The sequence below is a fragment of the Candidatus Nitrosacidococcus tergens genome, assembly GCF_902810445.1.
Taxonomy (GTDB): Bacteria; Pseudomonadota; Gammaproteobacteria; order Nitrosococcales; family Nitrosococcaceae; genus Nitrosacidococcus; species Nitrosacidococcus tergens.
In genome coordinates this window covers 1,672,721-1,698,542 of the sequence record NZ_LR778175.1, presented here as the reverse complement: position 1 = coordinate 1,698,542, position 25,822 = coordinate 1,672,721, and the positions used below count along the sequence as shown (strand labels likewise).

Genomic DNA, 25,822 nt, shown 5'->3' with positions numbered 1-25,822 from the left:
AGGCTAATGTAGCATATACTTTTGTTCAGCTTTGGGGATATACCATTCTATAGGAGTAATACCTAAATTTAAACCAAGCCCAGTAATATTTAAATTTTTAATCCTTTTGTCAACAAAAACTAGAGATTTCCCACGAACAAGAAAAGTGTAGGGCTGATCTTCATACAGGATATGCTCGCAAGCTTGCCATAAGGACATACGAATAGATTCATCAACTGTAGATCGAGCTTTTTCAATTAAAGAATCTAATTTTGGATTACGATAAGAAATATAGTTATCTCCTCCAGCAACAATTTGACCACTATGAAACATAGGATAAATATCTGTTTCAATCCCACCTGTCCAACCTAAGGTGATGGCATCAAAATCTCTATTCTTAATTTTATCCAACATTACCGGCCACTCTGTAGGCTCTGGATCTAGCAGTATACCAGCACGAGCGTAGATATCTTTAAGGAGTAATACCATGCGTCGAGTGTCATCCATATCTTGAAAAAAAACCAATTTAAATTTAAAAGGATTACCGCTACTATCTTCTATTACTCCATCGCCATCTTGATCTGTATATCCTGCTTGTGCTAGTAATTCCTTTGCTTTAGTAAGATTAAAGGATTGTGGTATTAAGGCTGGATCATGTTGGGGGCTATTTAAGTTAAATGGACTTACTGCAGGATCGGCATAGCCTGCCATGATTTGATCAATAATTCGTTTTTGATCAGTTAGCAGAGTCATTGCCTGTCGTACTCGCTTATCAGCAAAAAATGTAGATTTTCCCTGCTTATCTTCATTCCAAGCAATATAATTGTAGCCTGCTGTAGGGCTTCTATATTCGAAATTTTGGCTATGGTTTTTTAGAGTTTCATCAGTTAATAATTTTTTATACTCCTGAGGACGTGCTCCATAGACATCAATATCTCCATTGCGAAAAGTAGTTAAACGGGCGCTATCATTGGCAATGATTTTCCAAAGTAGTTTATCTACTGGAGGCTGAACAGATCCCCAATAACGAGGATTTCTCTCTAATTCCACCAATCCTTGATCTGGTCGCCAGCTTTCAGGATCTCTTAATCGATAAGGACCAGATCCTAAAAGTAATCCTTTAGATTGATTAAATTTTTCTGGTTGCTCTAAATAAGGCTCGTAAAAGTGTTTTGCCAAAATGGGTAGTCCACCTGCTAGAGCTAGGCTATTAAAGTAGGGCTCCTTAAATTTAAATTCAACTGTATCTTCATTTAGTGCAGTCACACTTTTCAATTTATCGTAATAAGCTCGTTCTCTAGGGGCTGCAATTACAGGATTCATAATAAAATTAAAAGAAAAGACTATGTCCTTTGCAGTTAAAGGCTGCCCATCTGAAAAAACCAAACCCTTTCTTAAAAAGAATCGAAATGTAAGACCATCACCGCTTACTTCCCAACTTTGAGCAAGCATACCTTCCCATTCTAGAGTTTCTGGATTTCGACTAAGAAGAGAATCTAAAATATAACCTTGTATCTCTGCTGCGTACGCATCAGTGGAAATGAGAGGAGTAAGGGTTTTTAACCCTACACTAAACGCCTGTACTAGCCAATCTCCAGTACTATAATCTAGCTGTTCAGTTGCATAAAAAGCTCGGCTGAAAATACTGGAGATAGACTTATTTTTATCTTCTTTAGCAAGTGTAGTTCCCAGCTGATTCTTATCAATATGAGCTAACTGTTGTCGTAAAGTATGCAAGTCTTGTGCTTGCTCTGATAAAATTTGACCCATTTCAGTTAGCTTAAGCCATTGCCGATCTACCATATACATGGTAAGCAGGATAAGGGTGATAATTGAGCTAAGGACTAGAAATATTAGGGAATTTTTTAGGGTAAATCGAAGTACCATAAAAACTCTAGAAGAGATAATTAAGTCTATGAGATATTCAGTAAGGATAATTATTTAATAAATAATTAAAATTGTAGATTATACCTGTTATTTATTTTAATAAAAAACCGCCTATCATAAAACTGAAATAGGCGGTTTGAGATAGGTATAAATTTTATTTTTATAAGTAATTAGTGTCTTTCTCTACGATCTCCAAAACTTCTAGTATTACGTCGGGGAGCATCAGTTTTAGGGCGAGCTTCATTGACAATAATTTGCCGTCCTTTAAGATCTGTATTATTTAATTCTTTAATTGCAGATTCTCCATCCTCTTTTTTTACCATCTCAACAAACCCAAACCCTTTGGAACGGTTTGAGAATTTATCTATTATCACCGTAGCTGAAGATACCTCCCCATAGGCTTGGAAAGCAATTCTTAAATCCTCATCTGTCACTTGATAAGGTAGATTACCGACATAAATATTCACTATAATACATTCCTGATTTAAAAATATGCCATGCGACAAATAACATCATAATCTTAACTCATGGCATCTCTATTAAGATTTGATTTATCCAGTCATTAACTAGATATATTCCTTAGCTACAGCGCTTTATTGTTGCTTATCAATATGAGCATTTAAGTGCTCATTATTGAAAAGATAGATCAGATACTGATATATTTGACCCTAAGCAGCGTTATTTAAGACAGCAGCATCTAATTAAGCCAGAGAATAGCATAAACAAAAAAATTTCCCTAGCTATAATTAGTATATATTTTCTCTTTACGTTTATAATTAATCTCTAAAATTATCTATCCATTACATAGCAATTATCTAAGAAATACCATGGAAATTTTTAAGAATAAAACCCAGTTTGATTTTATGGGTAAACGTCGTATAGCACTTGGTCTATCTACTACCATAAATGTACTCTCAGTTATCTTTTTAATTTTCTATGGTCTTAATTTCGGTCTAGATTATACGGGGGGAATCCTAATAGAGGTAGGATATGAGCAACCTGCAGATTTATCAGAGGTGCGAAATGTCTTAGCTAAAAAAGGATACGAAGATGTGCTTGTGCAGCATTTTGGCACTACTCGAGAAGTAATTATTCGGCTAGTACCTCAAAAAGGAGAAAACAACGGCGAAAAGGTAGGTAATGAAATACTACAAGCTTTAAATCAAGGAAATAATTACTCTATTGAGCTACGGCGCGTGGAGTTTGTCGGTCCAGAAGTAGGAGAAGAACTTGCCACTGATGGTTGGGTAGCTATGTTTTATGCTGCAATAGGCATTCTTATTTATGTTACTTTTAGATTTGAGTACCGATTTGCAGTCGGAGCCATCGTTGCCCTTGTTCATGATGTTTTGGTAATTCTCGGTATATTTTCACTTTTCAAACTAGAATTTGATTTAACAGTACTTGCAGCAGTACTTGCTGTGATTGGTTATTCTCTCAACGATACAGTGATTATTGCCGATCGGATTCGAGAGAATTTTCATAAACTACGCAAAGCAACTACTGTTGAAGTATTAAATCGGGCAATTAATGATACGCTCTCTCGTACTATTATGACTAGTGCTCTCACTTTAATGGTACTTATTGTATTTTATTTCTTAGGTGGTAAAGCTCTTCATAATTTCTCCTTGGCTTTAATTATTGGTATTGTAGTAGGTACTTATTCCTCTATCTATATTGCAAGTCCAGTTGCTCTCTATCTAGGGGTAAATAAAAGCCATTTTCAAGCAAAGCGTAAAAATCCTAATCAGGGTAATTTAGTTTAAAAAAAACAATATTTTACTAGTGTTGTATAGCATTTAAATAAGTAACCTTATTTAAAAGTATAGAGTCTATTGATTTTGCAAGCTTGTTAAGTAGGACACTCATTGTGCTTATCTCTTGATCTTGTAGCGGGGGTAAGGGATAAGTAATATCTAAATTCCTAATAGATTCGCTGCGATAACCTAACATTAATGTCCCGTTATTTTGCAGCATATTATTCATTTGATCTACGCTAGCTGTATTATTTACTATAGTAGCTATCCCTGAAAATGAATTTAAACTCTGTAAAATACCTACTATAGCAAGATACTGTTTATCCGAAGTTTTATTTAAACTTACATAAACATTAGGTATGTTTGTTTGAGAGATAATCGTACGAGAATCTCTATCCACAATTTGATGATTATCAATTTGTGAAAAAAGCACTATATCTGCAAACCCAATAATCCCATTTTCTCTTTTTATATAGGGTAAATTTACTGACCAAGCACCTAACATTTTCGCAATTCCTTTTGAGCTATTAAAGTAAAATCGCTCAATAGAAATTAGCTGATTTTGGGTGGTTATAGTTCCATGATTTTCATCAATAAAACTTAAAGTAGATTGCATACTGGGATGAGTAGAGGATTGTACTGTTACATCAGTATAATTTGAATAAGCACCCTCTTTAGACTCAAAAAAATCAATAGTAATAGTATTTTCGCTACTACCTATATTATTAGCTCTTCCTGAATACCAAATGGGCTGTCCTTGTTGATTGTAAATAAAAGTAGTTATAAATAAAGCATTATTTTCTATTTTAATATCATATCCACCTCCAAGATGCTGAGGATTCCACCACCAACCATTTTCTGGCACTGTAGCAAAAACATTGTAAGAGAAAAGAGTTAAAATTATTATGTTCAATATATTTTTCATTATTATTTTTCAACTCGTATAAAAAATAAGGGAGCCATATAATACTAGAGCTCCCTTAAAGAGTTTAATAGTTCTTATTATTCAGTAACGTTAAGACTACGCGGTATTACTGCCCAAACAGGCCAGTCATTATGCGCTTTTTCACGGGCTGTATTAAAGTATTCTGATTTATAATTTGTCCAGCCTGTTGATCCATAGCTTATAGATTCAGATGAGCCACTATCAATTGCAGCAGCTAAACCAATTTGCATGTAATCTGGAAAATCTCCAGCAACACCATGGGAGCTCATCATTTGAGTTGGGTAGCTTAGCGTGATTGGACCAGATCCACTATTTGCGACTTTAGTACTAAATATACCCCAATCCTTGACTAAGCCTTGAGACATCTCTGTAGATGGGCAAGGTTGCCCTACTGCATCAGGAAAAGATACGTTAAAAATATCTTGAATAGATGTAAGCCAATTAAGATTAGCATCTTTAACACTGAGTCGATAAGCACTTGCGGCTATCCAACAATAGCCGGTCTGGCTGTAAGGGCCAAATATTCCAAGCTCGAATTGAGCCATAAACTGGGCAAATGGTTGTATGTTAGTATAGCCTAGCATATAAATATGCTGTACAGCCCACATATAATAACTATGCATCCAAGGAGATGTTGAAGTGTTAGGAACACCATTCACAATACCTGGGGTTGAGGTTGCACTAGCAGATTGCCCAATATTATTTGCACAATCAGTTGATTGTGTTATACCAGGCACGGCTATGCAATTTTTATTATTTGGAGGCTGATTATTTGCATAATCAGTATTTAAGAAGTAAATATTATTATTTAATATTGTGTTAATTTCATTTGTGGTTGGGTATGCTGTTGCAGATTCATTAGGTAGCAAATATGCACCATGAGCGATTTCTCTGAGTACCCACGCTTTACCTCGTACCTGGCTAACTGAACTATCAATATAACCTTCACTTCCTTGCCGATAAACTGGATGGGGCCATATAAGGTTGTTAGATACAACAAACGCTAGCTCTTCCATCCAATAGTAGTCACCAGTTACCATATAAGGAATAAAAGCAGTTGAAGGTTGATGAGAATTATCCCAAGATAAATTATTATTCCCATTGCCATAAGATCTATCTGTACAGATAGAAGGATCACAAGGAAGTTTATCTTGAGGGCTAGAATAGGACCATGCAACTAAGGAAACACCGGGGTGTTCTACAATACTTAAGGGATAATAATTAAGGGCCATATTACTTAAGGTACCGTTTTGATTATTTTCCCTAAAATGAATATCATAAGCTCCCATTCCATCATCGCCAGCCAACATATAGGTAAAAGTACGTTTATCCTGTGGATAAGTAATATAGCTAGTAGTCCAAAGTGGTAAAGGACCAATCATTTTACTTAAACCTGCAGCACCCATTTGAGTAGTGTCTTCACAGTTATCTAAGGGTGCACAAGATTGACGCATTTTACTCAAATAACTCTGTGAGGGCTGAATATTAGCTTGATATTTATCAATTACTCCAACCTGCGTCATATAAGGAGTATCTTGTACAACATAATTATCTAGCTCTTGATTGTTATACCAAAGTGTGTGATGCCAACGCTGTGCTTTATAGTGAGTAAGTTGCCCTGTATTAAAGGTAGCACTACCTGATGTTATTTGTGCTGAATAAGCAACAGTATGTTGCGGCGCATAAGCTTTAGAGTTTTCAACTACTGCTTCAGTACGAGTAGCTCCATTGTTATAGTGACGTACATGGAACTGTACCACAAGATTAGGATCATTATGATCTTCTAAAATTTCTTCAACTACTAGAGGACCATTTAACCAAGTTGTTTTTAACGGCATAGCTTGACTACTATAGTTTTGACCACTCGTTAAAGTTAAGGTAGTACCTGGATCACTATAGTTTGCAGCTTCTTGGTTAGTTGGAGGATTAATAACACTAAAATTTATAAATCCTTGTTGACCATCTATGGTAATCACTGCATGTTTTAAGCTACCGTCATCCCATCTTGCTTTAACATCCACTTGAGTGTCATATTGAGTAGTAATTATTTTACCTTGAGGTACTATACCCCTATTAAAAATTTGACCAAAAGTAGCTAATCCATTTGAGCACAGATAAGGCTGAGGTAAGTTACCTGTAGATTTAAATCCGGGAAAAGATGAACAACCAGTAGTAGCAGTAGTAGTTGGTGTTGAGGCTGGGGGTGATGCTGTAGTTGTGGAGGGTGGAGGTGGTTCAGTAGTTGAGGGAGCTGGAGGGGCTGTTAGAGGAGCTGTGCCATGCCACACTAGAGTAGTATTAGGGCTGCCTGATAACGCTAGAGTATTAGGGCTAGTGTTTAATGCACTGCCAAAAAGTGCAGCTGTATTGGAAGCAGCAAGTTGTAGCTGGCTAAATTTATTAGCCAGTGTAGCATTTATAGCCGCTGAATCAGCTGGTTGTGTAGTACTTACACTTTGGATCGTACTACTTCCAAATTGTGTACTAACAGAGTTTTGATTTGTAGATACTGGCAATAAAGTTAAATTTTCGAGATTATTAAAAGCTATGCTAATATCTGATAGCCTAAAATCGGTTGCTGTATTATCTCTAATGCCTAGCGTTTGTGTACCTTGGCTATTTAATATATCTATTATCTCTTGTTGGGTTAAGCTAGGATCTAAAATAGAGGTTTTACCTACAAAAGTATTTATATCATTTAAAGTAAAAAGAGTTGCTAAATTCTTATCTGTAGAGATAGGAACAATACTAAGAAATGTTCCATTTTCATCTAGTTGAGATAAAGATCCTAGCTGATTAAATATCCCCTCACCAGTGATAACCCCATTATTTTCAGAAAAAGAGACGATATCGGAATATCCAGTAGATCCATCCTTTCGACCTACAAACGGTGCACTAACTACCCAATTACCTAAAATTCTTTCTTCACTACTTTTTTGGCTAAAATTAAACCTTTCAATAGTTATAAGCTGATCATCTATGGATAAGTTACCATGACCTGAATCAGTAAAACTTAGCAATATCTCTGTACCACTATCACTTTGAGTAGGAGTGACATATGAGCAGCCTATACAAGATCCACCTTCTGATTTAAATAAATCAATAGCTGTTGAGCCATCTGCTGCAACTTGACCAAAGCCTGAGTACCACTCAGGATTACCTTGATCATCATAGGTAAAAGTAACTATGGATAGGGTATTGTCTTGTGCTTCAATGCTATAACTTATATTTGGATTTTGAGGATTCCACCACTTACCACTCTCTGGAGCAATGGCAGCTGCATGAGATATATTTATAGCAAAAATAAAACTAAAAAATATTAATATACGCTTCATTACAATATTTCCTTAAGGAGTTACTGAAAAATCTATATTTTTAATAGCCGTATCTACCTGACTATTCGTAATGAGTGACATACTAGAGCTTTGATCAGATGGTGTGTTAATTATTAAATTATTTCGAAACCCAATTAATAAGGTTCCATCTTGATTAAGTGCATTACCCATTTCTTGCTCTGTAGCACCAGAATCAAGTATCACTGCTTTTCCTTGAATTTCATTTAAGCCATTAAATATAAAAGCAGCTACTAAATTCTCTTGGTTAGAGATTGGCAGGGTTGTAATAAATACGTCTGAATTTTCCTTTGTAATGAATAATTGGCTACTCCCAGATATGCTTTTACCTATTACTGAATCACTACTTGGAATATATGAAACCACGCTAGAGAATCCATAAATGTCGTTTGATCTGTTGATAAAAGGGGCACTTATAGTCCAGTTACCTATAATACGCAAATCGTTTTCTTCGTAACCAAAATTAAATCGCTCAATTGGAATGGTTTGATTGTCTACAGTGGCATTACCATGGCCTGAATCGGTAAAACTAAAGTTAATTTCCATCCCACTATCACTTGTTATAGCTGCCGTGTAAGCACAAGTAAAGCAAGACCCCCCAATAGATTGGAGAAGATTTATGGTTGTTATATCGTTTGATAATAATCCAGATCCAGAGTACCAGATAGGATTACCCTTACTATCGTAAGTAAAGGTAGTTACAAATAAAGTATTATCTTGAGTTTCTATGCTATAGCCTATTCCTGACTGATCAGAATTCCACCACCAGCCATTTTCTGGAGAAGCCGCAATGGCATATTTGGTAAGGAATAAAAAAAAAATACTAAATATTAGTTTATAGATAATTTTCATAAACTTTATTTCTCTTGGTATTAATGGTTTTTATATGTTTATATTGATTTTTTTACTAGCCCTCCTAAACTAGCTATTTTTAATAGTAAGTGCATAATTTAACAGGATAAATAAATTTAGGCTACTCACCAAAAATAGGTGGGTAGCCTATATTAGTAATATATCGCAAAAAATTAATAATTACTTAAAGCTTGGGATTTCTATTCCAGTAGTTTCTAATTTAATTGAATCTATTAAATCTGTTGCTTTAGGAAAATTCTTTATAGAACTATTAGTAGATTCGTTAATAGACTGGACTTTGACGGAAGTAGGTTGTTGACTGCTACTAGGTAGTCCTAATATAGGAGTAGCACGATAACCGATAAATATCGCATTATTATTTACCGCATTAGTTAATGCAGTACTAATCTCAGAATCGCTAGCAGTAGAATCTACTAATGCTGCTGTTCCAAAAATAGTGTTTAACCCAATAAGCATGAACGATGCAACTAAATCTTGTTGTGCAGATGCTTGGGTACGACTAATAAAAGAGTTATTACTGCTTCCTTGGGCTGCGATAGTTTGTCCTGCAAGTCCTTGACCCGATGCTTGACCACTGCTATTGACCTGAGTATAAGCAAGGATATCAGTATAACCAAAGTCGCTAGCAGCTGCTGTAGTAGTGCTAGAAGTAAAGGGCGCACTGACAACCCACGATCCTTGGAGGATAGCTAATCCATCTCCATAGGCAAAATCAAATCGCTCAATAGGAGTAGATTGACCATTAATCACTACTGTGCCATGACCTTCATCAGTGAAGCTTAGGGTAAGCGGAATACCAGCATCTCCAGTTTGTGGGGCAGTATAAGTACAGCCTAAACAAGCACCACCTTCTGATTTTTGTAGTGCAACAACAACAGTGCTGTCACTGCTGCTTAAATTATTAGCACTTCCTGAAAACCAAGTAGGTTGTCCCTGATTATCATAAACAAAGGTAGCAATAAACAAGGTATCATTTTGTACTTCAATATTATAGCCACTTCCAGATTGCTGGGGATTCCACCACCAACCATTTTCTGGATAGAACTGTATCGCAAAAGCTGAGTGGGTGAAAAAAATTAAAGATAGTAAAGGTAATATATATGATTTTTTTTTGATAATCATGGTTTTCCTCATTAAGTATGATGTTTTTTTTGGAAAAGTAAGTATATATTGTTTTAATTGACTTCTTCAAATAAAAAATAATAAAAATATATCGTTATTTGTTTATTTATAGCTAAAAGGTTAATATTACTCTTAGGATTACATCAAGGCTGACCCATTGTATAGGCTTAAGTCATATTTATTAATCCCTATATGTTCAATACTTTTTCATTCCATTAAAATAGGATAAGTCATATTGTCATAAGTACTACTGGGCGACGATTACTTATGCCATTAGAACTAATCACTGAAACGAATCGTTCAATTAGTTGCTCTACTGTTAGGTAAGTTTCTTTGTGTTTCTTCTTAAACAATAAAAAAATAAAGAAAAGCTTAATTCTGCAATAAAGCATCATTTATTTTGATTGATTAAACAGTAAAACCCCGCAGATAAGAGAGGTTAGGGGAAGATTATAAATAGCTAAATAGGTCGGAGCTTAGCATATATCAATGCTAGCCGTTTTATACCAAAGGAATAAAACTTTACTTCTACCTCTGCAGTCTCTCTCTCTCCGATGATGGCTAATAAAATACCTTCTCCAAATTTAGGATGATATACTCGTTGCCCCTTTCTAAGTTGTATATTTTTTAAGAGAATTTCTTTGGAAGAGGCGGGTTGGGAAGTTTGGATCTGGTGCATCCCTAATTCTTGGGTAAGCTGGTTAGGAATTTCAGTGATAAATCGAGAAGGTTCAGGATAGTTTTCTGATCCATAAAGGCGGCGACAATTTACATAAGTAAGGTAGAGCTGAGATTTTGCTCGCGTCATCCCTACATAACAGAGACGACGTTCTTCTTCTAACTTATTTGAACTAGAAAAAGATTGAGCACTTGGAAATAAACCCTCTTCCATACCTACTATAAAAACTAAAGGAAATTCTAACCCTTTAGCTGCATGTAATGTCATTAGTTGCACATAAGTATTAGTCTGCTGTGCTTGTTGAGGATCTGCTTCTCCAAGGGTAGTATAGGCAAGAAATGCAGATAGCCTTTCTAGATTCTGATCCTCTGGCTGAAATTGGGCGATAGCCTGAATAAGCTCTTTAAGATTATCTAGCCGTGCTTGACCACGCTCGCTTTTATCTTTTTCATAATGTGTAACTAAACCACTTTTTTTAAGAACATACTCAGTAAATTGGGGTAAAGAGCTAGATTGAAATACTATTTCTATATCTTGAATAAACTGGCAAAAATTGTTGAGCGCCTGAGTACTCCGTGGCGTGAAGGCTTTTTGTGCTAAAAGCTGTGTTGTAGCTTGCCATAGAGAAATAGTTTGATCCTGAGCATATTCTCGTATTTGAGAAAGGGTTTGTGCACCAATACCCCGAGGAGGCATATTAATAATACGTTCAAATACAGGGTCACTCTCTCTTTGAATGAATAGGCGTAAGTAAGCAAGAATATTTTTAATTTCTGCTCTTTCGAAAAACCGTAATCCACCATGTATCCGATAGGGAATTTTATGCTGAAATAGGATATCTTCAAAAATACGGGACTGAGCATTAGTACGATAAAGTAGTGCTATATCAGCATAGCTACCTCCCTGATTCCTCCAATTTAAAATTTGGATAAGGCAAAAGTGTGCTTCTTCCTGTTCATTAGAACCGCTATAAATTTGGATAGGAATGCCCTTTTTACCTTCTGTCCATAAATTTTTGCCTAACCTTGCTTTATTGCAAGAAATCACAGCATTAGCAGCTGCAAGAATAGTACTGGTAGAGCGATAGTTTTGCTCTAAGCGAATAGTATGAATAGAGGGAAAATCGAGAGTAAGCTGTTGGATATTTTCCACTCGAGCACCTCGCCAGCCATAAATCGCTTGATCATCATCACCTACCGCAAACAATGTTCCCTGTCGGCCAATAAGTAGTCGGAGCCATTCGTATTGAATAGCATTAGTATCTTGAAATTCATCAACAAAAATATGAGTAAATCTGGTTTGATAGTGCCTCAGTAGCTCGGGGTAGTACTGCCATAATTTATAAGATCGTAATAATAATTCAGTAAAATCTACTAAGCCATTTCGTTCACAGTAATTTTGGTATTCAAGGTATATCTGTACCATTTTTTGGATATCTGGGTTGCCATCATCTGGGATATGTTGAGGATATTCCCCCTTATCTTTATGGTGATTAATAAACCATTGTATTTTTCGAGGAGGCCATTTGGTTTCATCAACTAAGTTATGATTTTTTAAAGTTTGACGAATTAAACGGAGTTGATCCTCAGAATCCAAAATTTGAAATTCTTTAGGAAGTTTTGCCTCTTGATAGTGAATACGTAAAAAACGATAGGCAAGGCTATGGAAAGTCCCTATCCATAGGAATTTGGTAGATTGGTTTAAAAGGGATTCTATTCTTTTTTGCATCTCTCCTGCAGCTTTATTAGTAAAGGTAACTACTAAAAAAGTAGACGGAGAGATATTTTGATTTTTAACAAGCCATGCTACCCGATGAGTAAGCACTCGAGTTTTTCCGCTGCCTGCACCAGCAAGTACTAAACAATGGCCTTGGGGAATACTTACAGCTTCTTGTTGGCTTTTATTTAAAGAGTGTAGCAGAGAAATGGAAGCATCCATGAAATGCTAATAGGTAAGATTTTTATCGCTTTATCTTCTTTAAATTTAGGAGATAAGCTAAATAGGATTAAGAGATAGCATAAATTAATAGGCTATCTCCCTTAAGAATTTATAAAGAGTATTAGATACGAGAAAATACTTTTTCTGCTATTAGATGAGTAGCCTCTATTTCTTTATCTCCGTGAGCACTAGAGACAAAGCTTGCTTCAAATGCGGATGGGGCAAAATAAATCCCTTCTTTGAGCATTTCATGAAAGAAAGATTTAAAACGATCAGAATTACAGTGAGTAGCCTGATGGTAGTTTGTGACTTCTTTTTGATCAGTAAAAAAGAGACCAAACATACCACCCACTTGGTTTGCAGTCATATGAATACCTGCTGCTTCTGCTCGAGTAAGGAGTCCTTGAACTAATTTTTGGGTTTGATTAGTTAAATTTTTGTAAAAATCTGGAGCCTGAATAAGCTTTAATGTGGCTAGTCCCGCGGCCATTGCTACTGGATTACCAGAGAGCGTTCCTGCTTGATATACAGGACCTAAAGGTGCGATCATCTCCATAATTTCTTTTTTTCCTCCAAAAGCAGCTACAGGTAATCCTCCGCCAACTATCTTTCCTAAGGTAGTAAGATCAGGAGTAATATTATAGAGAGACTGCGCTCCACCTAATGCTACTCGAAATCCAGTCATGACTTCGTCAAAAATAAGGACACTATCATAATCATCACATACTTTCCTTAGCCCTGCTAAAAAACCAAGACTCGGTAGTATGCAGTTCATATTTCCTGCTACAGGCTCGACAATAACTGCCGCAATATCATTACCAAATTGTCGAAAGGCTTTCTGTACTGTTTCCAAGTCGTTATAAGGAAGAACAATTGTTTGTTCCGCAATAACTGCAGGAATACCTCCGGAGGTAGGTACGCCTAAAGTTAAAGCCCCAGATCCTGCCTTAACTAATAGAGAATCTCCATGCCCATGGTAACAACCTTCAAACTTTAATATTTTATCCCGCTTAGTAAATCCTCGTGCTAACCGAATAGCACTCATAGTAGCTTCAGTACCTGAACTCACCATACGAACTAAATCCATACTAGGTACTAAACGACAAAGAGTTTCTGCCATTGTCACTTCAATAGGTGTAGGTGCTCCAAAACCTAAGCCTTGCTCTGCTGCTCTTTGAACCGAATCAATCACTTCTGGATGAGCATGACCTACAATCAAAGGTCCCCATGAGCAAACATAATCAACGTAGGGACGATCATTTACATCGTATAAATAGGGACCTTTACCATGAGTGAAAAAAATAGGATCACCACCTACGCTTTTAAAAGCACGTACTGGAGAATTTACCCCACCAGGAATATAATTTTGTGCTTGCTGAAATAAATTATTGATATGATCCATAGTCTATTAAGGTCTCAATAGTTGAAAATATATTATATTTAATAAGTTATGAAAGCTCTATGCTAAATTTATCAAATCTACTTTTTAATCTGCGCCGATATTCTCTAGCAACGGACCATTGCTTGCCAGCAACCGTTTTAAAGCGACAACGGATGATAATTTCTTCTTTCTTTAGGCTCTCGATACCAAGCATTTCAAAGTTTTTAACTAGTTTTTCATATTTTGGTCCTTGACGCATCTCCTTCATAACTTCTTCCATAATTTCCATAACTCGATCTGTATTTTCTTTAAATGGTACCCCAATATCAACCACTATTCGACCATAATTTTTAGTAAAATTCGTTACCGTTCTAATATCACCATTAGGGATATAAATAGCACTGCCACGTATATCTCTTAATTGAGTACGGCGTAAATTAATATTTTCTACTCGTCCTGAAAACCCATCAGCAATAATTCCCTCAACCCTAATTACATCGTTAATATTGTACTGTCCTTCAATTAAGATAACCGTACCATGAAGAATATCCCTTACTAAATGTTGACCTCCAAGACTTAAAGAAAGTGCTAGAAATCCTAAGCTAGCTAAAATAGGAGCCATGTTAATTCCAAATGTATCTAGGATTAAATAAAGTGCTACTATAATAATAAGAAGTGTGCCAAACCAACTTAGAAATAACGCAAGAGTTCTCAAACGAGAGCTGCCCTCTTGTATTTCTTCTTCCTCTATTTCTGGACTTTCAAATCTCCGTACAATGATTTTTTTAATTAACCAAATAATAAAGCTAATTACTATAATCCATAGAGTATTCATAAGTTTTTCAGCCAAAGTAAGTTGATCAGCTTTTATTTTTTTTAGTTGAATAAGTTCTGCATTTAATTTTTCTATTTTAGATTCACTTGCAGCTACTTTTTCTTTAGCAGCCTCTTCTTTTGCTTGTACTGCAATAAGCCTACTTGTACCATCAATAGCAGCTTGCTCAAAAGTTCTAACTTTTTCTATTAATTCCTGAACTCTTGATTTAATACCATTATCAACTAATGCTTCTTTTTCTATATTATGAAGTGTTTCCGCTTGTACTTTAGCAGCACTTGCGATCTGTGATTTTTTTTCTACTTCTTGTACAGTAATGGCTTTTTCAGTAGCTGCTTGTGCTGCTTCTTTTTTTGATTCCTGTATAATCGCTTTTGCTTGTTCTATTTCCTCGCGAATTTCCTTTTCTTTTTTATCCAGCAGTTCTATTTCCTTTTTTTTCTCTGCTTTTTGCAGAGCATTTTCGTCTTGTTCAGATACTTCTGCAATTTCTGGTATTTGTTTGCTTTCCAGCTTACTTTGAGACTCTTCAGATTCAGAGTTAGGGGCAATCACGCTAAAACTAAAAGGTGTAGCATTTCTACCTCCATTATTAACCTGTACTCTCCATAAAGAAGGTTTTGTAGAAACATTAATGTAAATTGCTAACTCAGTACTACTAATGAGTTTTATGCGTTCAGGAGGGATAGAAAAAACTCTCTCACCAAGATACAGTGCTACTGTAGATTTAAAAGTAAAATGATTACCTATAATTCTTATCCATTGTCGTTCCGAAGAGCCAACAACAGGATTAGGTTGAATTTCACTAATTTGAGGGTAGAGTAATGCTTCCTTATTTTGAGCAAAGCTACTTTGTCCTAGAGTACAAAAAACAATTACTACAATTACTAAAAGTGCTCTATAGAATTTATGGTAAGTAATATTTGTTAAAAACATACAAGAAATTAGCTAAATCTCAGCCTTATACTTTAGATGAAATCACTTTCATGCTGAACCTAAAAATAGGGATCTATAATTGTAGAACCCCTAAGAAAGTTATATTCAACCTAAAAATAATTTTTTATAGATAATAGTTTGTTGACGGATATTTCGATGACGAAAAATACCACCAATAACAGCGATTGCATCAGCTCCTCCTTGAATAATTGGCAGAGCGTTTTGTGGTGTAATTCCTCCAATTGCAACGATGGGTAGTGGTACTTTCTCGCGCACTTCTTTTAGCAGATCTAGTGAGACAAAAATAGGTTTAGGTTTGGTAATTGAAGGGAAAAATCGACCTAAGGCAATATAATCGGCTCCTGTCTCCCAAGCAGCAATTACTCTAGATAACTCATTGTAACAAGAGATTCCAATAATCGCTTTCTTTCCTAAAATTTGCCTAGCAAGCAAGATAGAAGCATCGCTTTTCCCTAGATGAACACCATCTGCCTTAACTTGAGCAGCAAGTTCAATATCATCATTAATAATTAATGGTACACTGTGTTGGCTGCATAATTGGCGTAAGTCTATAGCTTGTTTATAGCGTTGCTCAGGGCTTTGATCTTTATCTCGATACTGAATTAAATCTGCACCCCCTAATAGTACTTCAGATGCTGCATTATGAAAGCGATCGGGGGGAATTACTCCAGTATCTACAATTGCATAAAGACCATGAATTAAATGTTTCATAAACAAATACTGTGAATTTCAGTATAATTTTAATAAGTTTTAATTTTTTAGAAAAATATATAAAGATTTAGTTTTTTCACTATAGCAGAGGATAAGAAATGAAACGATATATCTGTATCATTTGTGGTTTTATTTATGATGAAGCAGAGGGTTGGCCAGATGATGGTATTCCACCAGGAACAAAGTGGGCAGATATACCAGAAAGTTGGGTTTGCCCAGAGTGTGGGGCAAGCAAAGATGATTTTGAAATGATAGAAGTATAGTCCAGTCCTTTATAGACTAAAGTAATAACTCTTAAGTCGAGATATAAAAAACAGAGGATTCTAATTAATATTGTCCTAGTAGTATAAGTAATATCCTTTATTATAATAAAAAAATTATTTTATTAGCTATGTAGCTTGCGAATTTTGAATTTCTATAATATTGTTATTGATAATTGTTTTTATTTACACTAGAGTAGAGATAATTAAAAAATTTTATGGGTAACGATATCGATGAGAATAGCAAGGTTTATCTTATTTCTTTTCATTTATTTTAGCTCTTTTATTTGTCAGGCAGAAACCACATTAGAGCAAACCATTCAAACACAGATAAACACTAACCAAGCTGCAAGGCAATCTCAGCAAAAAATTAACGCACTTTCTGAAGAAACCCAAGCTTTACTAACTGAATATCGCCAAGTTACTGCTCAACTCGATAGCCTTAATACCTATAATCATCAATTAGAGAAACTTATTCACTCCCAAGCTGAAGAATTCTCTACTTTACAAGAGCAGTTAAGGGATATCGAAACCACTCGGCATGAAATTGTACCACTCATGCTCCGTATGGTTTCTACTCTAGATCAATTTGTCTCTTTAGATGTTCCTTTTCTACTGGAGGAACGCCACACTAGAGTGAAACAACTTCAAGATCTTATGAATCGAGCTGATATTTCTCTTTCTGAAAAATACAGGCGGCTTATAGAGGCTTATCAGGTAGAAGTGGAGTACGGGCAAACGATTGCATCATACCGAGATATTCTAGCAATGGATGACGGTAAATCTCGCACTGTTGACTTTCTTCGTGTCGGCCGTACTGCTTTATTTTTCCACACTTTAGATGATAAAACCTGTGGTCGTTGGAATCAGCAAAAACATGGCTGGGTAACTGTCCCTGATTCTTATTGTTCCGCAATTACTAAAGGATTATTAATTGCTCAAAAACAAGCACCAGAGGATTTATTACTACTTCCTATTCAAGCACCAAAGAAATATAACAGCCATGGCTAATTCTAAAAAAATGATAAAAAATTCAAGCCAAATTTTACTAAAAAAAATATTCTTTTTTGCTCTAAATGGGATGTTTTTCTTACCTATGAATTCTTGGGGGGAAACTCCTAAAACTTTAGATCAGCTCCTAAATCAAGTGCGACAGGAAGGTATTCAAGAAAAAAAGCTTAATGCTGCACGAGAATCGCATTTCCTATCTGATCGAAATAGGCAAAAAGAATTATTAGAAAAAGCAAAATCTGATCTGGTAGCTGCTGATCAGAGAGAACAAGAGTTAAGAGAGATTTTCAAAAAAAATGAAGAAATTCTGGCAGAAAAAGAAGCTGATCTCAAAGAACGCTCTAATTCTCTAAAAGATCTGTTTGAGACAGCACAGAAAGTAGCACAAAATTTCCTACCTATTCTAAACGAGTCTTTAGTTTCTGCTCAATTTCCAGATCGATCTGTGCCACTTACTGCAATTGCAGAAAAAGATAAACTACCTACCATTAATAATCTACGCCAGCTTTGGTTAAGTCTACAAGAACAAATGACAGAAAGCGGGAAAATAGTTACGTTTCAAGCACCGGTGATTACTGTAGGTGGGGAGATTATAAATAAACAAGTAACCCGAGTAGGTACTTTCACTGCAGTTTCTGAAGGTAAATATTTACGCTATCTCCCTGAGCCTGTTTCTAGTTTAGCGGAGCTTAGTCGCCAACCTGCTGCTCGTCTCCTAGGAATTGCCGCAGATTTTGAAAAGGCCACTGGAGATGAAGCACTTCCTATAGCAGTAGATCCAAGTCGAGGTACATTACTTTCTCTATTAGTACAAAATCCAAATTTAAAGGAAAGAATTGCTCAAGGTGGCTGGATTGGTTACGTTACTATAATTCTAGGAGTTATTGGTCTTTTAGTGGCATTACAACGGTTTATTTACTTATCTATCGTTGACAGAAAAATTGAGCAACAACGCCGTACAGAAACACCGGATCAAGATAATCCTTTAGGGCGAATTTTAGGTGTTTATAAAAATGAAAAAGAAGATGTAGAAACCTTAACCTTAAGATTAGACGAAGCTATTTTAAAAGAAATCCCTCCCATAGAGCGAGGGCTGCCTATTTTGGCAATTTTAGCAGATGTAGCTCCACTTCTAGGTCTGTTAGGGACGGTGACAGGAATGATTGAAACATTTCAAGCGATTACCTTATTTGGTACTAATGATCCTAAGCTAATGTCTGCTGGAATTTCAGAGGCACTAGTCACGACAGTGATTGGATTAGTCGTTGCGATTCCTATTTTACTAATTCACAGTAGTCTTGCCAGTAAAAGTAATCGAATTATCCAAATTTTGGATGAAGAAAGTGCTGCTATCATCGCTTGGATAGCAGAAAAACAGCATGGATTACAGGAGAGCAAACATGGGAATGTTCTCTGATGGATTATTCAAAATAAATTCATTTTTGGTACAAGGAGGAAGTGTACTATGGATTATTTTTATTACCTCTTTTTTTATGTGGATGCTAATTATTGAGCGTTATTATTTTTTATTTATTCTCCATCCTGCCAGATTGCAGCAGCTAATTAGCTCATGGGAACAGCTACCAAAACACCGCTCTTGGCATGCTCAAAAAATTAGAGAAGGAATGATTGCAGATATTGCAAGTCATCTAAAGCAATTTTTACTTTTAATTAAAAGCTTAACTGCTGCATTACCTATGCTAGGTCTACTAGGTACAGTAATTGGAATGATCGAAGTTTTCGATGTGATGACAGTTTCTGGCACTGGCAATACTCGTGGGTTTGCAGGAGGGATTTCTACCGCTCTAATTACGACCCTAGCAGGATTAGTTACCTCTCTTTCTGGCGTGTACTTTAGTGCTGATTTAGAACATCGAGTTGATCGCACAATTGAGCAGACTATGGATTTACTAAGATAAGGGAAATTATATGAGACCACAGCATAGTCACCGGCAGAGTAATTCAGCAGTCAATATCAATCTTACTCCTATGATTGATATGGTATTCATTTTACTTATTTTCTTTATTGCAACCACTTCTTTCACTAAAGAATCTGGGGTTGAAGTCAGTCGCCCTTCTGCAAAAACAGCTATTAGCAAAGAACAAGAACACATCACAATTACTATAAGTAGTAATAATGAAATTTGGTTAAACCAAAAACAGATCGATATTCGATCGGTACGTACCTTTATTGAACATGGGCAAGGAGAGAAGCAGATTAACTCAGTGGTCATTGTAGCGGATAAAAATGCAAAAACTGGAGTAGTCATTGAAGTTCTGGATCAAGCGCGACTAGCGGGTATTAGTGATATATCTATCGCTGCAAATCAAAAACAATGAAATATACTACTGCCTTTGTTGTTGCTGGGCTAATTAATCTTGGGCTATTTTTGCTTATGTCCTTTATGGTAGAAGAGCAGCATGGAAAGCTTAAAAAGGTAGATTCTATTCGCTTGACCGATTTTACTCATTTAACTCCAAGAGAAAAGCTAAAACCTCTTCAGCCTAAACAACGCGAACTGCCTAAAAAGCCACTAACTCCTAAAAACCCCCCACCTATGGCTACGCTACAAAAACAGACTATAGCCCCTAAATCTCCTTCATCATTACCTAAAATTACTACAAGTGTTGATTTGCCTTTACTTGCAAATAAAATGGAGCCTTATTTAGGGAGTTTTGGAGATGCCTTGGGTAGTAGCTTAGGAACTGGGACTGATATGGGGGGTGGAGACTTAATTCCTATTGCACGGATACCTCCTCAATACCCCTACAGTGCAGCCCGCAGGGGAATAGAAGGTGCTGTAACTATTGTATTTACAGTAGATAAAGATGGGTTAGTGCATGATCCAAAAATCATTGAAGCTCATCCCCCCGGTATATTTGACCAAGCGGCACTACAGTCAATCAAACGTTGGAAGTTTAAAAGACAAGGAAAGGATATCTCAGAACAACGTGTAACTCAAACCATTGATTTCACTTTAGCGCAATAGAAAGTTTAAATTTATAATCTATGAATGCAAGCAGATATTTAGAAATTTCTTTGAATAAAAAGCTAATCCTATTAGGATATTTACTATGTTTGAGCATCTTATCTAATTCTGCAATTGCTGCAGCTCAATATTCACTGAGCCCTCGTACTTATGAATCTTTGAGTGCAATCCATAAGCTACTAAATAAAGAAGAATATAATACTGCACTTAGCAAGCTTAAAGATCTATTTAGTCTGGTGCAAGGCGCAGGTCAACAAAAAAACTATGAACAAGCAATTGTACTACAAACTTTAGGCTATACTTATTCCTCTTTAGAAAATTATCCTAAAGCTATTCAGACATTTAAAGATAGTTTGAACCTAAAGGTTTTACCTGATCAAGTAAGTAATAGCGTACACTACGCACTTGGTCAGCTTTATATTATTACTGAACGATATGCTGAAGCAGCAGCATTTTTGGAAGATTGGCTTAGAGATGAGAGTATTGGAGATTCTAGTACTGATGCTCACGTACTTGCAGCTAATGCTTACTATCATTTAAAAAAATATACTAAAACAATCTCCCATATCACTGCTGCAATTAATCATAGCGAAGATCCCAAAGAGTATTGGTATCAGCTTAGCTTGGCAGCTCGATTAGAGCTAAAACAATACCCTGAATCTGCTAAAATTCTAGAAATTTTAATCACTAAATTTCCAGAAAAAAAAGAATACTGGCAACAGCTGGCTGGAATATATCTAGAGTTAAACCAAGAGCAGCGTTCATTAGCAGTCCAAGGGTTAACTACTCATATTAAATCATTTAAAGAAGTAGATTTAGTCCGGTTATCTGATTTTTATCGCTATCTTAATATGCCCTATAAAGCTGGGATAGTTCTACAAAAAGGATTTACAAACAACACGATTAAAACTAGTGATAAAAATTTAGAGCGACTTGCTGAGTCTTGGTTTGCAGCTAAAGAGTGGGAAAAAGCTGCAAACGCATTTAAACAAGCAGGGAAGCTACGTGAAGATGGCAAAATGGAGCTGCGTTTAGGGCAAATGTTTATCGAACTTCAACAATGGAAACAAGCAGAGCTCGCTTTTAAACAAGCCTTAAAAAAAGGAGGACTTAAAGATTCTGGACAAGTTTATATTTCCCTTGCTCGAGTAGAATATGAACAAGAGCAAATTGTTCCAGCAATTGAATTCTTAAAAAAAGCAAAGCGATCCCCTAAGTATCACAATCAAGCTGATCAATGGCTCAAACATTTACAATTAGTACAACAACAGCACACAGAGGCTGAAACTGAAGGCTGAAAATTTATTATAGAGAGTTGCAACACTTCGTACTATCCATAAGAAGAATCTTGTGGATAATATGTGAGAATTCCTAGTAGGGGTGATTTTTGGAGCGTTGGTTACCTCTTATTCTTACAGTAATAGTAAGTACTATTGGTATTCATCGTGCTAGTAAAACATGCTCTATCTATCCTGTTAGCAATCAATCACAAGTATTGGTATTGCCTAAAGAACCACGCTATGCGATTAGTATTACTTACCCCGAGCTAGTACAAGAAGAAAGGCTTAGAGATATCCTAGAAAAAACAGGTCAATCTGTTAAAGAAGAATTTATAAAAAATATACCTGATTTACAATACTTCCCAGATCTTACAAAACGGAAATTTACGTTATTTTTAACATTTTCTATTATTTCGCAAACAGAAGAACTAATCAGTATTCGAGGAAGCGGTGGAGCTGATACAGGTGGAGCACACCCTCTACCTATAGAGATGAGCTTTATATATAACAAGCAAGCACAAAGAATAATCACTTTTAATGATTTGTTTATAGATCCTCAAACTGCACGTCAGCAATTTTCTAAATTTTCTCGTACAGTACTTAAAGAAAAACTACTCAATCAAATTTCTTCTCAACTCTCTAATATGCAAGTTCAACAAGAACAATATAAATTTATAACAGAAGCAATTAACGAAGGTACTCAGCCTATTCAGTCAAACTTTTCTGAATTCATACTCTTGGCTACAGATGCTTCTAGTAAGATAAATATATTACAGTTAATTTTTCCCCCTTATCAAGTGGTACCCTATGTTTATGGAACTCAAGTGGTAGAAATACCATTAAAAATTTTTGCTGATTTCATTAACCCTATCTATAAATCAATGTTTGCAGTTAATGAAACTAAACCATAGGTAAACTTAGAAAATCTTGGCAGAAGGTATAAGGATTTTCTGCCAAGTATACATGGACGCTAAAATGAAGCAGTAAAATTTGCCATTACATTAAAGGGTGCCCCTGGCATAATCTGATTATCAGTAATTGCGGTGGAATAATAACGAGCATCTCCAATATTGTCAAAATTTAAAGAAACTCGATAGTTCAAATGTTGATAATAAGCCATAGCATTAGCAATCGCATAGCCTGGAAGAACTTGTGTGTTAGTAAATGAAGTAAACATACTCGACCGCCCAAGCACTCCAGCACCTATACCAAAATGAGAAGTAAAGTCATAAGTACTCCAAAGATTAAATTGATTTTGAGGGACTAAACCTACAACAGCCCCTGCTGTAGCATTCGTTACAGTATCTAAAGTTTCTGTTGAATTAGTTAAGATATGAGCATTTAAAGAGGTGTAGCCGCCAAAAATTTGCCATTTAGGTAGAATTTCTCCAGCTGCACTCACTTCAAAACCTTCATTTTGCTGTTTGCCCGTTTGTACCACAATAAGTGGATTAGTAGGATCTGGATTATTAATATTTTCTTGCTCAAGGCGAAAAAGAGCCACGTTTACTGAGAGTTTATCCTCAAGTATATTAAATTTGGCACCCATCTCATAATTTGTAGCAACCAAAGGAGCTAAATTTAGATCATCGGTACTCTCTATAGTGAAAGCAAGATTGTTTGCTTGAGGTGCATGAGCTTGACTATAGCTGATATAAAACGAGGCAATATCGTTTGGCTGGTAGGTTAATCCCAACTGAGGACTAAACATAGTATCTAAATGATCAACATTTGGACCATTATTTGGTAAAAAATTTGTAGCTGTTGTTCTAAAATTATCCCAACGAGCACCAACAATCATCTTCCAATTTTTGGTAAACTCAATCTGATCTTGAAAGAAGAGACTAATATCTGTTGCATTAACAATAATATTTTTAGAAGGTATATTAAATACACCTACTACATTAGGATTAAGAACTGATACAGTAAAAGTACTACCTGGAGCGGCCGATGCCAAATTAATAATACCGCGATCGTTTTCATAAGATAGAAACATACCTCCTAGTATTTTTTGATGTATTGGTCCTGTATCTACATCATAAATAATATCAGTACGGTTAAAAAAACCATCACGATTATCAAAATCATTATAGCCAAACATAGTTACGGTTCCTGCATTTGATACTGCACTCGTTGGAAAAATGTTTGCATAGATCTTTTCTGTGTTAGTAAAGCGAAAAGAATTTTGAATTTTTAAAGACTCATTAATCTGATGCTCAAAGATACCGTGAGCAGCAGTAAGCACAGTTAAAGTATTATTTTGAGTAGGCGAGCCAAAAAATTCACTGATGGGAACATCTGCTGGCTTTCCATTTTGTCCGGGAATTCCTCGATCTACAAGTCGCCGATCATTAAGATATTGCATTCCTACTGTAAGTTTAGTGTTGTCATCAATCTGAAAGCCTATTTCTGGATCTACGCCATAGCGATGGATAAAAAAATCGTCTCGAAAACTTCCTGAATCCTGAGCCATGGCATTGAAACGATAAGTTGTCATATCTCCTAATGGAATGGGGCCACCAAGATCTATAGTCGTACGCTTATGATTCCAATAGCCATAGTTTAGATTTAAATTATACTGAGGTGTAGAGGTAGGTTGCTTGGTTACTCGATTTATGATACCACCACCGTCATTTCGACCATAAATCATCCCTGCTGCTCCTTTTAATACATCAATATGCTCTACGTTATAGGGATCACGAAAATATTGTGAAGTGTCTGGCATACCATTCATATAAAAGTCATACTCAGTAACAATACCTCGAATAGTTGCTTCATCTCGATCTCCCTCTCCCAGCATAGGCATTACTCCAGGTACATTACGCATAGCGTCCGTAAAGGATTGTGCATTTTGATCACGGAGCAGATTTTTTGGAAGTACGTATATAGTTTTGGGAATATCTCGAAGAGATGTATTAGTTCGAGTGGCACTGGAAGTGTTAGGGATATTATATCCTTCTTCAATTACACTTTGAACATGAATAGGATCAAGTTTTTTTATCTCATCAGCTTCCTCCTCATTTTCTTCTTCAGCACCTTGACTCGGAGAGGATACTAAAAATAATAATATAAACAATAAATTAACAAAAAAATTAATTCGACCTGATACTGCACTCATTTGTAACATAGCTATACTCCAAAATTAATAATAGAAATAGATGTCAATTGAGGGTATAATGGTTAACATTTTTAACAATTTTGTTATAAGACGAATAGAGCTATATGTAATTTAAACTCCTATTGGTAGCAACCTGCTTCACATGTACTATGAAAAAGTAACAGCTTAAGTAGAGAAATCGATTTTAATAAACTGGTTCATAAGATAAAGCAATTAATATGCCAATCTATTTTTAGCTAAGAAAACAGTGAATTATTGAATCAATGGTTTTTTAATAAAAAAATACTTTGTGATTTCACGAAATATTTAAAAAAATTCTGTGAAATACCGTACTTTTTATTCCTTATTTAAGAGAGAAAAAAAGGGTGGATTAAAATAAAGTGTTGGAACTTGCTATTGTGTTAGATGATATATCCAGTTGATAAAAGATTAGACAGAGAAATGAATATTTCTCTGTCTAGAGAAAGGTACTAGAATGAAGCAGTAAAATTTGCCATTACATTGAACGGTGCCCCTGGCATAATTTCATTATCACCAGCAGCAGTAGGGTAATAAATCGTATTAGTTATATTATCAAGGTTCAAAGAGACTCGATAATTTAGAGCTTTGTAGTAAAACATCGCATTAGCAAGCGTATAACCAGGTAATAATACTTTATCGCTAAATGTAGTATACATGCTAGACTGACTAGTCACGCCAGCATCCATCCCAAAATGAGGTGTAAAATCATACATACAGGGTCGCT

General features: G+C 35.7%; 21 protein-coding genes. 9 read left to right on the top strand and 12 right to left on the bottom strand.

The features are described 5' to 3' along the window. Positions 1-3 precede the first annotated feature (3 nt). Together NSCAC_RS08170 and NSCAC_RS08165 are read right to left on the bottom strand one after the other, a co-directional pair. Positions 4-1,788 (bottom strand): peptide-binding protein, encoded by a 1,785-nt coding sequence (locus NSCAC_RS08170; protein ID WP_232086015.1) that lies wholly within the window; start codon positions 1,786-1,788, stop codon positions 4-6. 248 nt (positions 1,789-2,036) lie between these two features. Continuing rightward, complete coding sequence (locus NSCAC_RS08165; protein WP_197744315.1) at positions 2,037-2,333, bottom strand: RNA-binding regulator; 297 nt, start codon at positions 2,331-2,333, stop codon at positions 2,037-2,039. A gap of 360 nt (positions 2,334-2,693) precedes the next feature. Here NSCAC_RS08165 and secF point away from each other — a divergent pair, with 360 nt between their 5' ends. Beyond that, positions 2,694-3,632: a protein translocase subunit SecF gene (gene secF, locus NSCAC_RS08160; RefSeq protein ID WP_197744314.1), complete on the top strand. Its 939-nt coding sequence runs from the start codon at positions 2,694-2,696 to the stop codon at positions 3,630-3,632. Positions 3,633-3,648: 16 nt separating this feature from the next. On the opposite strand, the gene NSCAC_RS08155 is transcribed toward secF, so the two are convergent. The 8 genes from NSCAC_RS08155 to thiE all read right to left on the bottom strand — a co-directional run bounded on the left by NSCAC_RS08155 (position 3,649) and on the right by thiE (position 16,418). Beyond that, positions 3,649-4,548, bottom strand: coding sequence for a hypothetical protein (locus NSCAC_RS08155; RefSeq protein WP_197744313.1), 900 nt, complete (start codon positions 4,546-4,548; stop codon positions 3,649-3,651). Between the two features lie 77 nt (positions 4,549-4,625). Beyond that, positions 4,626-7,904 (bottom strand): hypothetical protein, encoded by a 3,279-nt coding sequence (locus NSCAC_RS08150; RefSeq protein WP_197744312.1) that lies wholly within the window; start codon positions 7,902-7,904, stop codon positions 4,626-4,628. A 12-nt stretch (positions 7,905-7,916) separates the two neighbouring features. Continuing rightward, positions 7,917-8,774 carry a hypothetical protein gene (locus NSCAC_RS08145; protein ID WP_197744311.1) on the bottom strand — a complete coding sequence of 286 codons (858 nt, stop codon included), beginning with the start codon at positions 8,772-8,774 and terminating at the stop codon, positions 7,917-7,919. Between the two features lie 180 nt (positions 8,775-8,954). Then, the gene (locus NSCAC_RS08140) at positions 8,955-9,917 is read right to left on the bottom strand and encodes a hypothetical protein (RefSeq protein WP_197744310.1); all 963 of its coding nucleotides are present in this window, start codon (positions 9,915-9,917) and stop codon (positions 8,955-8,957) included. A gap of 460 nt (positions 9,918-10,377) precedes the next feature. Further along, the gene (uvrD, locus tag NSCAC_RS08135) at positions 10,378-12,534 is read right to left on the bottom strand and encodes a DNA helicase II (protein WP_197744309.1); all 2,157 of its coding nucleotides are present in this window, start codon (positions 12,532-12,534) and stop codon (positions 10,378-10,380) included. A gap of 121 nt (positions 12,535-12,655) precedes the next feature. Beyond that, positions 12,656-13,936: a glutamate-1-semialdehyde 2,1-aminomutase gene (gene hemL, locus NSCAC_RS08130; RefSeq protein ID WP_197744308.1), complete on the bottom strand. Its 1,281-nt coding sequence runs from the start codon at positions 13,934-13,936 to the stop codon at positions 12,656-12,658. A 46-nt stretch (positions 13,937-13,982) separates the two neighbouring features. Beyond that, on the bottom strand, positions 13,983-15,686 hold the full coding sequence (locus tag NSCAC_RS08125; protein WP_197744307.1) for a mechanosensitive ion channel domain-containing protein: 1,704 nt from the start codon (positions 15,684-15,686) through the stop codon (positions 13,983-13,985). Between the two features lie 105 nt (positions 15,687-15,791). After that, entirely contained in the window at positions 15,792-16,418 is a 627-nt protein-coding gene (gene thiE / locus NSCAC_RS08120; RefSeq protein WP_197744306.1) for a thiamine phosphate synthase, read from the bottom strand. A 98-nt stretch (positions 16,419-16,516) separates the two neighbouring features. Between thiE and NSCAC_RS08115 the strand changes: the two genes are divergently transcribed. The 8 genes from NSCAC_RS08115 to NSCAC_RS08080 all read left to right on the top strand — a co-directional run bounded on the left by NSCAC_RS08115 (position 16,517) and on the right by NSCAC_RS08080 (position 22,870). Beyond that, a complete protein-coding gene (locus tag NSCAC_RS08115; RefSeq protein ID WP_197744305.1) occupies positions 16,517-16,681 on the top strand; it encodes a rubredoxin in 165 nt (54 codons plus the stop codon). Between the two features lie 231 nt (positions 16,682-16,912). Continuing rightward, entirely contained in the window at positions 16,913-17,689 is a 777-nt protein-coding gene (locus NSCAC_RS08110) for a DUF3450 domain-containing protein (RefSeq protein WP_197744304.1), read from the top strand. A gap of 85 nt (positions 17,690-17,774) precedes the next feature. Further along, positions 17,775-19,106, top strand: coding sequence for a MotA/TolQ/ExbB proton channel family protein (locus NSCAC_RS08105; protein ID WP_232085922.1), 1,332 nt, complete (start codon positions 17,775-17,777; stop codon positions 19,104-19,106). Next, positions 19,090-19,608 (top strand): MotA/TolQ/ExbB proton channel family protein, encoded by a 519-nt coding sequence (locus tag NSCAC_RS08100; RefSeq protein WP_197744302.1) that lies wholly within the window; start codon positions 19,090-19,092, stop codon positions 19,606-19,608. Before NSCAC_RS08105 ends, NSCAC_RS08100 begins: the two co-directional genes overlap by 17 nt. A 10-nt stretch (positions 19,609-19,618) precedes the next feature. Beyond that, complete coding sequence (locus NSCAC_RS08095; protein ID WP_197744301.1) at positions 19,619-20,029, top strand: ExbD/TolR family protein; 411 nt, start codon at positions 19,619-19,621, stop codon at positions 20,027-20,029. Further along, a complete protein-coding gene (locus tag NSCAC_RS08090; protein WP_197744300.1) occupies positions 20,026-20,679 on the top strand; it encodes an energy transducer TonB in 654 nt (217 codons plus the stop codon). The genes NSCAC_RS08095 and NSCAC_RS08090 overlap by 4 nt, the downstream gene beginning before the upstream one ends. An 89-nt stretch (positions 20,680-20,768) precedes the next feature. Then, on the top strand, positions 20,769-21,977 hold the full coding sequence (locus tag NSCAC_RS08085) for a tetratricopeptide repeat protein (RefSeq protein ID WP_197744299.1): 1,209 nt from the start codon (positions 20,769-20,771) through the stop codon (positions 21,975-21,977). A gap of 89 nt (positions 21,978-22,066) precedes the next feature. After that, a complete protein-coding gene (locus NSCAC_RS08080; protein WP_197744298.1) occupies positions 22,067-22,870 on the top strand; it encodes a DUF3298 and DUF4163 domain-containing protein in 804 nt (267 codons plus the stop codon). A gap of 59 nt (positions 22,871-22,929) precedes the next feature. On the opposite strand, the gene NSCAC_RS08075 is transcribed toward NSCAC_RS08080, so the two are convergent. After that, complete coding sequence (locus NSCAC_RS08075) at positions 22,930-25,086, bottom strand: TonB-dependent receptor (protein ID WP_197744297.1); 2,157 nt, start codon at positions 25,084-25,086, stop codon at positions 22,930-22,932. 461 nt (positions 25,087-25,547) lie between these two features. Continuing rightward, positions 25,548-25,811, bottom strand: a complete 264-nt coding sequence (locus NSCAC_RS08070) for a TonB-dependent receptor (RefSeq protein WP_197744296.1) — start codon at positions 25,809-25,811, stop codon at positions 25,548-25,550. Positions 25,812-25,822 lie beyond the last annotated feature (11 nt).